9 protein-coding genes and 1 other RNA gene are annotated in these 12,377 nt (G+C 56.8%); 7 read left to right on the top strand and 3 right to left on the bottom strand.

Annotation, left to right across the window (positions count from 1 at the left end; all coding sequences use genetic code 11):
- The first annotated feature begins 10 nt into the window (after positions 1–10).
- Positions 11–679, top strand: a complete 669-nt coding sequence (locus QN062_RS01285) for a hypothetical protein (protein ID WP_369341830.1) — start codon at positions 11–13, stop codon at positions 677–679.
- Between the two features lie 97 nt (positions 680–776).
- Here QN062_RS01285 and trpD read toward each other — a convergent pair whose 3' ends face one another.
- The 3 genes from trpD to hpf form a co-directional block, all read right to left on the bottom strand.
- Positions 777–1,826 carry an anthranilate phosphoribosyltransferase gene (trpD, locus tag QN062_RS01280; RefSeq protein ID WP_369341829.1) on the bottom strand — a complete coding sequence of 350 codons (1,050 nt, stop codon included), beginning with the start codon at positions 1,824–1,826 and terminating at the stop codon, positions 777–779.
- A gap of 127 nt (positions 1,827–1,953) precedes the next feature.
- Positions 1,954–4,914 carry a preprotein translocase subunit SecA gene (secA, locus tag QN062_RS01275; RefSeq protein ID WP_369341828.1) on the bottom strand — a complete coding sequence of 987 codons (2,961 nt, stop codon included), beginning with the start codon at positions 4,912–4,914 and terminating at the stop codon, positions 1,954–1,956.
- A 241-nt stretch (positions 4,915–5,155) separates the two neighbouring features.
- A complete protein-coding gene (gene hpf, locus QN062_RS01270; protein WP_369341827.1) occupies positions 5,156–5,824 on the bottom strand; it encodes a ribosome hibernation-promoting factor, HPF/YfiA family in 669 nt (222 codons plus the stop codon).
- Positions 5,825–6,256: 432 nt separating this feature from the next.
- Between hpf and rnpB the strand changes: the two genes are divergently transcribed.
- The 6 genes from rnpB (at position 6,257) to QN062_RS01240 (ending at position 12,374) form a co-directional block, all read left to right on the top strand.
- Positions 6,257–6,619, top strand: an RNA gene (rnpB, locus tag QN062_RS01265) — RNase P RNA component class A.
- Positions 6,620–7,086: 467 nt separating this feature from the next.
- The gene (msrB, locus tag QN062_RS01260) at positions 7,087–7,641 is read left to right on the top strand and encodes a peptide-methionine (R)-S-oxide reductase MsrB (protein WP_369341826.1); all 555 of its coding nucleotides are present in this window, start codon (positions 7,087–7,089) and stop codon (positions 7,639–7,641) included.
- Positions 7,625–8,707 carry a substrate-binding domain-containing protein gene (locus QN062_RS01255; protein WP_369341825.1) on the top strand — a complete coding sequence of 361 codons (1,083 nt, stop codon included), beginning with the start codon at positions 7,625–7,627 and terminating at the stop codon, positions 8,705–8,707. The genes msrB and QN062_RS01255 overlap by 17 nt, the downstream gene beginning before the upstream one ends.
- Before the next feature lie 105 nt (positions 8,708–8,812).
- Complete coding sequence (locus QN062_RS01250; protein WP_369341824.1) at positions 8,813–10,342, top strand: sugar ABC transporter ATP-binding protein; 1,530 nt, start codon at positions 8,813–8,815, stop codon at positions 10,340–10,342.
- Positions 10,339–11,346 carry an ABC transporter permease gene (locus QN062_RS01245; RefSeq protein WP_369341823.1) on the top strand — a complete coding sequence of 336 codons (1,008 nt, stop codon included), beginning with the start codon at positions 10,339–10,341 and terminating at the stop codon, positions 11,344–11,346. Before QN062_RS01250 ends, QN062_RS01245 begins: the two co-directional genes overlap by 4 nt.
- Positions 11,343–12,374: an ABC transporter permease gene (locus QN062_RS01240; protein ID WP_369341822.1), complete on the top strand. Its 1,032-nt coding sequence runs from the start codon at positions 11,343–11,345 to the stop codon at positions 12,372–12,374. Before QN062_RS01245 ends, QN062_RS01240 begins: the two co-directional genes overlap by 4 nt.
- The last annotated feature ends 3 nt before the right edge of the window (positions 12,375–12,377 follow it).

Genomic DNA, 12,377 nt, shown 5'->3' with positions numbered 1-12,377 from the left:
AAGTATGAGTATGACCGAGCACAAGAATACCAATCCGTTTGACGAGCAGCCAAATCCAGGGAACGGCGACGGCGACGCACACGATTCCGATGGCAGCGATGACGCAGTCGGAAGCGCGGCGAACGGCCATGGCCACGATGGCAGAGCGAACAAAGCCGACATGCCGAAGGAAGGGGACAGAAAGTCCCGCCCATCGAATCCCGATGACGATTGGGAGATGTTCATGAGCGAGCATGCGGACGATATGGGTTCGATCGAGCAATCCCGCAACGCGAAGAAGTTTGAAAGGCACGTTCAGCGTGAACAGAAAAAGGCGGCGCTCAATGTCAGGGATCTCAAGGCGGATTCCTTTGCGGGCGCGCGGGGCGCCGGCCACGGGCCGCGTGATTTCACTGGCAGCAGCTGGCTGGATACCGAGGATGTGATGGATCAGGGCAATGACTTCATTCCGCCGAATCCTGCGATTGGACCGGTTCGGAAGACCACCCTGATCTATGTGGCATTCGTCGTTCTCGGCGTCCTGGCATTGGCCGGCGCCATTCTGCTGTCACAATTCGCATCAGTGCTGGGAACGATCGGCGGATTGCTCACGATTCTCGGCGCTGCCGGATTGTTCTATCAGCATCGAGGGCACACGGAGACAAGAAGCGACCCATTCGATGATGGGTCGCGCGTATAGTCCGGCGCTCGCACAACGCTGATATTTCAAGCATTGTGATTTCAAAAGTTATGATTTCAAACGCCAAAATTTTAAACCCGGGACGTCTGCCTCAGCATCACTTCTGGGCGACGGAGACCCAGCGTTCAAGGAGCGCCTGCGCCGCACCTGAATCGACGGCATGTTCAGCCAATGCATATGCCTGCTTGAATCTGTCCGTAAGCGAAGCATCAGGCGAGTCCAGCAGGTGCTGATCGGCGACGATCGCCGATGCCGCATTCAGCAGTGCCGTGCTGCGGGACGGTACCTGTTCGCCTGCGAAGAGATTGCGAGCCACCTGCGCGTTGAACTCTGGCTCCCCACCTCTCAGATCCGCGACCTTGACCGGCTTCAACCCCAATTCGACGGTGGGATCGAATTGGGTCTCATGAACCTGACCGTTGCGTATCTCCCATACCGAAACCGGTCCTGTCGGAGCCATTTCGTCAAGGCCCTCGGATGAGGTGTAGACCATGCCCTCCTGTCCGCGTCTTGCATAGACATCGGCCATCATGGGGCTCAGCTCGCGCTTCGCGCAGCCGATGGCGACGTGCTTGGGACTTGCAGGATTGGTGAGGGGTCCAAGAAGATTGAAAATCGTGGTGACGCCCAAGGCGGATCTAACCGGACCAGCGAAGCGCATCGAAGGATGGAAGGTCTTCGCGAAGGCGAAGGTGATGCCGACCTCATCACCGATCTCGCCCACCCGGGCAGCCGGAATGTCAAGTGGCAGTCCCAGGGCTTCCAGGCAGTCCGCAGCTCCGCACTTGCTTGTCGCAGCGCGGTTTCCATGCTTGACGACCTTCACGCCTGCAGCGGAGGCGATGATCGCGCCCATCGTGGACAGGTTCACGGTCGCTGCACCGTCTCCCCCGGTGCCGACGATGTCGGTCGTCTCGCCCGAGACATGCAGCGGCACGGCATGTGAGACCATCGCTTTCGCCGCACCGGCGACCTCTTCGCTGGTGAAGCCAAGCGTTGACTGCACGGCAAGCACCGCGGCGACTGGAACAGGATCCGCCTTGCCACTCATGAGCTCATCCATATACCACTGTGACTGTTCCGCTGAAAGATGGTTGCCTGCCACCAAGGTGGTCAGTATGGACTTCCATGTAAACGGTTCAGTCATGATTCCTCCGAATGCTGATTGCTGATATGTTTGGGAATTTCAATGAAAAATGGAAAACCCGCTGCCATTACTGCACGATATTAGCGCACAATATGGCAACGGGTTATTTCATGACCAGGCGAGTTTCCTAGTGCTTCTCGTTCTGACCATGGCACATCTTGTACTTTCTGCCCGATCCACATGGGCATGGCGCGTTCTTCGAGGTTCCTGGGTAGGTCTTTCCATCTGCCCATGGGGAGCGAAGCTCCTCGTCCTTCGGACGCTTGGATTTGACCTTGGCATCGGCATGGCTCATTGGCTCTCGGCCGGTGATGCCCACAGACTCACCATCGGATCCATCTTCGCCGACTTCCTTCTCGGATGCCGTATCGGCCGTATCCTGGCTACCGTCCAGGACCACGGCATCATGTTCGGAACCGCCGTCAGCCTCGAGATCACCTTCGGCATCGGCCACCGCGTCGGACTCGTCACTCTCGACGCTGGGAACGCCCTTCGCGTCCTTCGTCGAATGAATGTCAAGCTGCTCCTGAGCGGAATCCACAGCGGCATCCTCGTCCCGTTCGGAGTCAGGATCTTCGGTTTCGGCAACCTGCTGGATGTCGACGTTGAAGAGCAGCTGCACGGACTCCTCCTTGATCGCCTCGATCATGGAGTTATACATCTGATAGCCCTCGCGCTGATACTCGACCAAGGGATCGCGCTGTCCCATGCCGCGCAGTCCTATGCCGTCCTTGAGATAGTCCATCTCGTAAAGGTGCTCACGCCACTTTCGATCGAGCACGGCAAGCACCACCCTGCGTTCGAGCTGACGCATGCCCACTTCGCCGATGGTCTCCTCACGCGACTCATACTGTTCGCGGGCATCATCGACTATGGCCTCCTGCAAGGCCTCGGCGGCCTTGTCGCCCTTAAGCTTGGCGATTTTCTCGGTCGTCTCGTCCTTGTCGATGCTCACCGGATAGACGCTCGACAGCGCTTCCCATAGTCCGTCGATGTCCCAGTTGCCCGGCTTGTCCGATCCCTTGTTCGCCCCACGGATGTATGAAGCGACCGTGTCACTGATGAATCGCTCGATGTCGTCATGGATGTCCTCGCCCTTCAAGACGGACTGACGCTCCGCATAGATGACCTGACGCTGCTTGTTCATCACATCGTCATATTTGAGAACGTTCTTACGGATTTCGAAGTTGCGTGACTCGACAGCCTTCTGTGCATTCCTCACGCCCTTGGAAACGCTCTTTGACTCGATCGGCTCGCCCTCCGGCATGCCCCTGGACATGACGCGTGCGACAAGCTGGGTGTTGAACAGACGCATCAGGTCGTCCTCAAGGCTCAGGTAGAAGCGCGACTCGCCAGGGTCACCCTGACGACCGGAACGGCCACGAAGCTGATTGTCGATGCGGCGTGATTCGTGACGCTCGGTTCCAAGCACATACAGGCCGCCCAGGTCGACGACTTCCTCGTGCTCGTCCTTGGCCTGCTCCTTGATTTCCTGTAGGGTCTCAGGCCAAAGCTTCTCGTATTCCTGAGGGGTGTCCTCTGCGGAATACCCCTGTGCGCGAAGCTTTTGATCGGCAAGGAACTCCACATTGCCGCCGAGCATGATGTCGGTGCCTCGCCCGGCCATGTTGGTCGCGACGGTCACGGCATCCTTGCGCCCTGCGACGGCGACGACCGCCGCCTCCTTCGCATGCTGCTTCGCGTTAAGCACCTGATGCGGAATTTCAGCCACATCGAGAAGCGAAGAGACGACTTCGGAGGATTCGACCGAGGCCGTGCCGAGCAAGACCGGCTGACCGGTCGAATGACGCTTGGCGACATCCTTGACGATGGCGGTGAGCTTCTCTTTCTTGGTACGGAAGATCAGATCATCCTGATCCATGCGCACCATCGGACGGTTCGTCGGAATGGGAATGACTCCAAGCTTGTATGTTCCCATGAACTCCGCGGCTTCCGTCTCCGCCGTGCCCGTCATGCCTGCGAGCTTGTCATACATGCGGAAGTAGTTCTGCAACGTGATGGTCGCAAAGGTCTGGTTCTCAGCCTTGACCTCGACGTTCTCCTTGGCCTCGATGGCCTGATGAAGACCCTCGTTGTAGCGTCGTCCGGACAGGATACGGCCGGTATGCTCATCTACGATCAGCACCTCGCCACTCTGGACGACATAGTCGCGGTCACGGATGAAGAGCTCCTTGGCCTTGATGGCGTTGTTCAGATAGCCGATAAGAGGTGTGTTGCTTGGCTCATACAGGTTTTCGATGCCCAGATAGTCCTCGACCTTGGTAATGCCTGGGTCAAGAATGCCGACGACCTTCTTCTTCTCGTCCACCTCGTAGTCCTCGTCCCTCGTGAGCCTTGGAACCAGACGCGCGAACTGACGGTACCAGCGTGTGACGTCGCCCTCGGCCGGGCCAGAGATTATCAGTGGGGTTCGGGCCTCATCGATGAGAATCGAATCGACTTCGTCGACGATGGCGAAATTATGGCCTCGCTGAACAAGATCGGCCTTTTCCCAAGCCATGTTGTCGCGCAGATAGTCAAAGCCGAACTCATTGTTGGTGCCGTAAGTGATATCGGCCTCATACTGCTTGCGACGCTCCGGCGGCTTCTGGTCGGTGATGATGCAGCCGACGTTCATGCCGAGGAAACGGAAGATGCGTCCCATGAGCTCTGACTGGTAGCTGGCGAGATAGTCGTTGACGGTCACCACGTGCACGCCCTTGCCTGAAAGCGCATTCAGATAGCTTGGCAGTGTCGCCACCAGCGTCTTGCCCTCGCCGGTCTTCATCTCTGCGATGTTGCCCCAATGCAGGGCAGCGCCTCCCATGAGCTGCACGTCGAAGTGACGCTGCCCCAGGGTTCGTCGTGATACTTCGCGCACTGTGGCGAATGCCTCAGGCATCAACGAGTCAAGCGACTCGCCATTGTCGATGCGCTCTCTGAATTTTCCGGTCTGAGCCTTCAAATCCTCATCGCTCATGGCCTTTATGCCGTCTTCAAGCGCATTGACCGCCTTCGCGACGTTCTGAAGTTTACGAAGCTGGTGACCTTCGCCCATGCGAAGGACTTTGTCCAGGACTGCTACCACGTTGAGCTCCCTAATGTGTTGCATCTGCAACAACTAAACAACAAGGTGAAATACCCGATACTAATATCAGGCACAAACTTCGTCCATAGTACTTGAATGCGCGGATTTTGCCTAACAAGGGTTTCATGCATCCCGAGGCTGCAACCGCATCGTTTCCTGCATGAATGTGGGTCTGCTTCGGCTTTTCACCGAGCAGACCCACATTCCACACATTCGACCTATCTACAGACCATTGAGGAACCTACTTCGACACGTTCTCAGGCGTGTCGATTTCGAAGACTCCATAGCTCCAGCCATGACGGTGATACACCACGGAAGGCCTATTGGTCTCCTTGTTGACGAAGAGGAAGAAGTCGTGTCCGATGAGCTCCATCTCATACAGAGCCTCATCGATGCTCATCGGCTCGGCAAGATGCAGCTTCCGCCTGATGACGATGGGGGTGTCCCCGACCTGTACCTCGACTGATTCACCTGGCCCCAGCTCGCTTGCCAGAGCGGCGGCAGGACTGTCGGATGGCACCGAATCCTCGGGTTCCTTGGCTTCTGGCGCTGTCTCGGGAACAACGACGCCCATGTCGACCGGTACGGGATTCGTATAGCCACGACGGTGATCCTTGCGGCGGTCGCGAGCTCGGCGCAGACGAAGCGTGAGCTTGTCAAGAGCCAGATCGAGCGCGCTGAATTCGTCAGCGCTCGAGGCTTCGGCGCGAACGACGGTCCTGCCCGCGATAACCGTTATCTCGACTCGCTTAGCTGTATCCGCCTGCTTAGGATTGCCCTCGTGGGAGAGAACAATCTGAACGCGCTGAGCATCTGGCGCTATGGCGGTCACACGATTCATCTTTGTGTCAGCTACATCACGGAACCTCTGCTTGATTTGCGTGTGGCGTCCCGTTACGACGATTTCCATGTGAGCCTCCTTAATCGGGCGGTGTGACCCGCCGTGTGTGTTGAACGGCATCATCACCGTTCCGGTAGTCAACATTGTAGCCGAAAGCTTCGCATTGTTGGGGTTTCTCAGGGTTCTCGCACTCGAATCGCATAGAATTCAGCGGATTTCGAAACTTTCGGTTTCTGCGACTTCGGGCGTTTGCGATATGGGTAGAATAGTGGTCCATATGGGCAACATAGCGGTCGATATGAATACCGCCATGGGCAACGCCATGAGTATCACTGTGGTCAGGTATCGCTGTGGTCAATGCGATCATCGCTGTGGTCACCATGCATTCAGCAAGCAGTCATCGATCACAAGACTCATGATGCCACGCCGACATCCCGCAGCTTTCATGGCAACGAGGTCTGTCAGGCTCGCCAATGCCCCCGATGCTGTATCCTTGTCGACTGAGACCTCTTTATGGCCGCGATGCTGATATTTTAGCGTTGAGGAACTTCCGGGCTCCAAAGAGCACGATGGCGGATAACGTCCGCCCAGGGTGACCTGAGAGATAGCGCAACAGAGAATAGACCGCCTGCGGACGCATGTTTGCAGGTAAGGGTGAAACGGCGGTGCAAGAGACCACCGGATCGCTGGTGACAGCGATTGCAAGGCAAGCCTCATCGGGAGCAAGGCCAAGCAGAAGACGCCAAGAGCTGCTCGCTCATGTCTTCGGGTAGGCTGCTGGAGCCTGACGGCAACGTCAGGTCGAGATGGATGGCCATACGTTCGCAAGAACGACAGAACCCGGGGTATAAGAGGTCTCACTCACTTCTTCTTCGGTGCATGTGCTCATCGTATCCGATCAGCCAGTACATGCAGCTCCGCTCCCTGTCACTCACTGTTTCCTTTTGTTTCACTCTCTTTCCCGCTGTCCCTCTCTCTCCCTCTGTGCGTTCCCTCCCCGATCCGTACATCTGAATGAGGCGAACCATGATCGGATCCTCACCGTTTCGCGAGGTCGATGACAGCGGGAGTCACTGAGACAATCAGGCAGGATGCAAGCCATCGCCGACGCCAACGAGGACGAAGGCGATTGGCATACGCACTTTTGAACTCGCTATAACAATTCGCTATGGCATCGATTTCGCGGATCTTCGGCCTATTCGCTGCCCTCGAATGTCGGCCATAACCATTGCCTATATGCCGGAAAGCGTTTCCACGCATAAGCGCTGCCTAAGATGACCTGACCGTCGTCGATGAACTGGCATTTTCAGAATTCAAGGAGCATACATCATATGGTCAGCAAGCAGTCAAAGGAATCACTCGAAGGGCTCGAATCAAGCATACAGAGCCTTACGTCGCTTCAACGGGAAGTGACCCAGCAGGGCAGAACCGAAGAGGCCTTCTCAGGTGAGTACGATGACTTCTTCGAGGATGGCCTGTATGTCGATGTGGTTTCCGGAGAACCGCTCTTCACTTCATTCGATAAGTTCGATGCAGGCTGCGGATGGCCTTCGTTCACCCGTCCGATAAGCAGCGATTCCACCAGAAAGTCCGATGATTACTCGAATCCGAGGCACTTCAAGATAGAAGTCAGATCCGCCCAGGCTGACAGTCACCTGGGCCATGTCTTCACCGATGGGCCGAAGGAGTTGGGAGGCTTGAGATACTGCATCAATTCCGCAGCCTTGAGATTCATCCCCGTTGATCGTCTTGAAGCTGAGGGATATGCCGAATACAGACATCTTTTCGAAGAGAAGCGCGATGCCAGCCAGTCAGATGCCGGTGACCAGTCAAGAGAGCAAGAGAATCGGATTGATGAGGGAAGCAGACATGAAGTACAAAGTTAAGGATAACGCCAGGAAAATCGCAGTTTCCGCCATTGCAATGCTATCGATCGTGTCGATATTGTCAGGATGCCAGGGCACTTCGTTCGGCTCATCCTCAAGCAGTTCGGCGAAGGAGGAGTCGGAGATCAGCAAATCGGATGCCGCCGATGACAAGGGTCTCGACAAGGTGCTCACCGGAAAGACCGTTGGCGTGGCAACCGTCGGCACACAGCATTTCTGGGATCGCGAAGCGTTCAACGGCGCAATAGACGAGGTCAAGAAACTTGGCGGGAAAGTCATCACCACGGATGGAGGGCGCGACAACACCGTAAACGCTCAGAATCATGAGAAATTCCTCACGGCGAAGGTGGATGCCGTGATCACGATTCTCGGCGACAGCTCGGTCGACCCCTATCTCAAGAGGATCAAGGCAGCCGGCATCCCGATCTTCTCGGTTCAGCACCCATCCCAATATGTGGTCAACGATGTCGAGGACGATGCATACCAAGGCGGCAAGGACGTGGGCAAGATTGTCGGAAAGGATCTGAACGGCAAAGGTCAGATCGCATTGTTCAACGCATTCGAGAGCAGCCTGAGCTACTGCAGCGCACGCGCAAAGGGCTTCAAGGAAGAGATCAAGAAGGAATACCCAGGCATCAAGATCATAGAGCCGGAACTAGCCGAGAAATTCTCGAGTCCAGCCGACGATGCGCGGCAGCAGACATTGAACCTTCTCCAGAAATATGCCAAGGGAACCTTAAGTGACATTCATGTCGCATGCTGGGATCAGCCAGCCATAGGCGTGGTGCAGGCCATCAAGGAATCAGGACGAAGCGATGTGAAGGTCTCGGCCTATGATGCCGGACCCGACACCCTCAAGATCATGCAGGAGAAGAACAGTCCATTCGTTGCCAACGTGGCTCAGCAACCGCGACTTCAGGGACACAAGTCCGCGGTTGCCCTTGCGAAATACATCAAGGGCGAAAAGGTCGAGAAGACGACCTATGTGGAAAGCTTCCCGGTCGACGGTTCACAGGAAGCGGCTGCCATCTACAAGAAGCTTGGGTATGACAAGACCGCGGACTGACATCCACGAAACGGCTCAGGGGTTTGGTCGGCATGATTGCGGCCAGACCCTCCCCTGCCGCTCATCGGACACGGAATGGAGAACTCGGTTGAATAAGGAGAGCGTATGACTGCGGTGTTTCAGATCGAGCACCTTTCGAAGGCCTTCCATGGCCATATGGCGCTCGACGACGTTTCACTCTCGCTGGAGAAAGGGCAGACCTGCGCGCTGGTCGGTCAGAATGGCGCAGGAAAGTCCACTCTCATCAACATCGTGTCAGGACTCTATGCGCCTGACGGAGGCGAGATCAGGGTCGATGGCAGAACGCTCGGAGCACTTTCTCCAAAAGACGCCGCCCATCTGGGAATTCGAGTCGTACATCAGGAACTCTCCGTCGCCCCGAATCTAAGCGTGGCCGAAACGCTTGCAGTGGGTGAATCGAATTTTCATGGGCGGCTGCATGGTCGGGCGTTTCATGACCGAGTGCGGGAAGAGTTTCGCACGAAATTAGGCGTCAGCATCGAACCATCACGGTTGCTGCGCGAGCTTTCGACCGCCGAAGTCAAGCTTGTGCAGATTGCGAAGGCTCTGTTCAACGGCAGGGTAAGGGTGCTCGTACTCGATGAGCCGACAGCGCCGCTGTCTTCGGACGAGACAAGGCTTCTGTTCCATGCGATAGACACACTCAAGCAGGGCGGAACCGCGATCATATATGTCTCGCACTATCTCGACGAGGTTCTGGGCCATTCGGACAGAATAGTCGTATTGCGCAATGGCCGTTGCGTCAGCTCGCTTGAGAACACCGCCAAGGTGAGAAGCGACCAATTGGCCGAACTCATGGTCGGACGCACGCTTACCCAGCTGTATCCCGATCGTAGCTTCACGCAGCGGTCCGCCAGCCCACGTCTCATGGTCGAGAATCTGAGCGATCGCCGTCAGCCGAAGCACGTTTCCTTTACCGTCCATCGCGGCGAGATTCTTGGAATCAGCGGAATCGTAGGAGCCGGCAAGGAACATCTGATTGACCTGATCGTCGGTCTGTCACGCCCAGACACCGGAAAAGTCGAGGTTGACGGGCATCCAATCAGAAGAGGGTCGGTCCGTGCCGCCATCGCAGCAGGCATTGCCTTCATCCCACGGGATCGACGCAGCTCCGGACTGATCCAGGATGCTTCGTTGGAGCTTAATCTTTCGCTTCCCAGGATTGCTCAGCTTTCGACATGGAATGTCGTAAGGAAATCCCGCGTCTCGCGATTCGTCCAGGATGTGATTCAGCAGCTTCATATAGTCCCCAACGATCCGGACCATCCGATGCGTCTGCTGAGCGGAGGCAATCAGCAGAAGGCGGTCATCGGCCGCTGGATCGGTTCAGGAGCCTCCGTGCTGGTTCTCGAGGATCCTACATTCGGTGTCGATGTGGGAGCAAAGGCCGATATCTACAAGCTAATCGTCGAGTTGGCGCGCAATGGCGTGGCCATACTCATATCGAGCAGTGACTTCGCGGAGCTCGCAGGACTGTGCGACAGGGTTCTCGTCCTGAGAAGATCTTCGATTGCAGCCGAGCTTTCTCATGACCAGATCACGGAACAAAGCCTTCTGGCAATGGCTTCCGGATCGTCGCAGAGTCCAACGACCGGACAGGGAGGCGAGGTATGATTCAATCCTCGCTAGCCGTGCGCGCACGGATGCATGCTGCGCATCATCCTGCACCGGCCACAAGAGCGGTGCAATCCATTCCAGCCCTGCTTGTGGCAATACTCTTCCTGGCGCTGGTCATGCACAATCCCAACATCATCGCAGTCGGCAATCTCGAGGCGATTGTCGTGGCAGCCGTGCCAAGCGCGCTGCTTGCGATTGGAATGTCCATCATCATCATCGCTTCCGGGGACGATGTCATCCATGGCGGCATCGACCTGTCACTGCCGAATCAGTCCGTGCTCTCCGCAGCAATCGTGGCGCTGTCCCTTGCAGGTGGAGCGCCACTGTGGCTGTCATTGCTTGTGGGGGTGGCTGCTGCCATCGTCTTTGGAATCGTCAATTCGCTGCTGGTGGTGTGGCTGCGAATGGTCCCGATCCTCGCGACCTTGGCTTCATCCGTACTGATCGACGGCATCACCAGAACGGCAACGACGAATCGTCGCATAGAGGTGCACGACGCAGCTGTTCTCGCCCTGCGCGACGATGCCGTCGTGGGCGTGCCAATCATCATCGTGCTCACATCCGCAGTTCTGGTCGTCGTGCATTGCGCGACTAACCATACCCGATTCGGGCTTCATCTGCAGGCGGTCGGTGGCAATCGAGAATTCGCTCTGCAATCGGGCATACGACCAGGTCTGTGCATCGCAGCGTCGATGCTGGCAGCCTCACTGCTCGCAGGACTGTCATCGGTGACATTGCTCTCCCGAGCCTCCGGATGGTCGACAGGATCGGAAGATCAGCTTCTGCTTGACATGCTGCTCGCAGCATACCTTGCTCCGATCTTTTCGCGCAGGTCGATGTATACGCCCGTTGGAGCGTGCATCGGTGCGATTCTCGTAGCCGCACTGTCCAATGCACTTGTGCTCGGCGGGGTCGACAATTCACTGATCGACGGCTCGAAGGGCCTGCTGATTCTGGTCGTGGTCGGATCGACCGCGCTGAGCAAGAGGAGCGCATCATGAGTGACGACACGACGTCTGCGAATGTGGGACCACGATTCGCAGGAATGGCCAAAGACAGTGGACTTCGTCGCGGGAACATCCCATGGCGTCGTCTGGCATTCCCGATGCTATTCCTGATTCTTCTGCTGGTCTTCATCGTCACAGTCCCGACCTTTTGGTCCGCCAGCACATTGAAGAATGTCATCGCAGGCGGAGCGGTGCTCATGCTCGTGGCCCTCGCAATGACCGTCGTCGTTTCGACGGGGGGAATCGATCTTTCTGTTGACACCTCGTTCGACCTTGGTGCATGGTTCGTCGTCGTAATCATGCTCAATACCGGTCTGCCCTGGCCCGTTGCCGCACTGCTGGCCATGGCGATTGGCTCCTTGGTGGGATTGATCAATGCACTGCTCATCGCACGGCTCAGGATCTCTCCCTTCCTTGCGACGCTGGGCGTATATTTCGTCGGACGCAGCTTCCAGAAAGTGGGAACCAATGGTGGTGGCAATGTCGAATTCTTCGACATGCCGGATGCCTTCCACGAAATCGGGGCAGGGAACATCCTGGGCATCAACACCAAGGCTTGGATAGCCGCAGTGGTTGCGCTGCTCGTCTGGTTCGCACTGTCAAGAACCGTCTTCGGCCGAAGGATAGAAGCAATTGGCATGCAGGAACGCAGCGCCGTCAACATGGGAATACCGGTTTCTCGCTATAAGACCGAGGCGTATGTGCTTTCCTCGGCAATCTGCGCACTTGGAGGGGTGCTGCTGACGGCGCAGCTTCAGATGTTCACACCTCTGACCGGCTACAACTATCAGACGGATGCGATCTCTGCAGTGTTCATCGGTGCGGCGATGCATCAGCGCGTACGTCCCAATGTCGGTGGAACCGTATTCGCCGTGCTGTTCCTGAGCACCGTAGGAACCGGATTGGATCTGATGGGGCTGGACTTCAATCTCAAGGTCGCGATTCGTGGGCTCATACTGGTGCTCGCACTTGCCGCAGTGTCCGGACTTGCGAAGTCGAGTCTTGTAGGAAGAGGCAGGTGAAGG

It is taken from the genome of Bifidobacterium sp. WK012_4_13, from assembly GCF_041080835.1.
Classification (GTDB): domain Bacteria; phylum Actinomycetota; class Actinomycetes; order Actinomycetales; family Bifidobacteriaceae; genus Bombiscardovia; species Bombiscardovia fermentum.
Note: the sequence above shows the minus strand (reverse complement) of the source record. Positions and strands in the feature narration are given on the sequence as shown.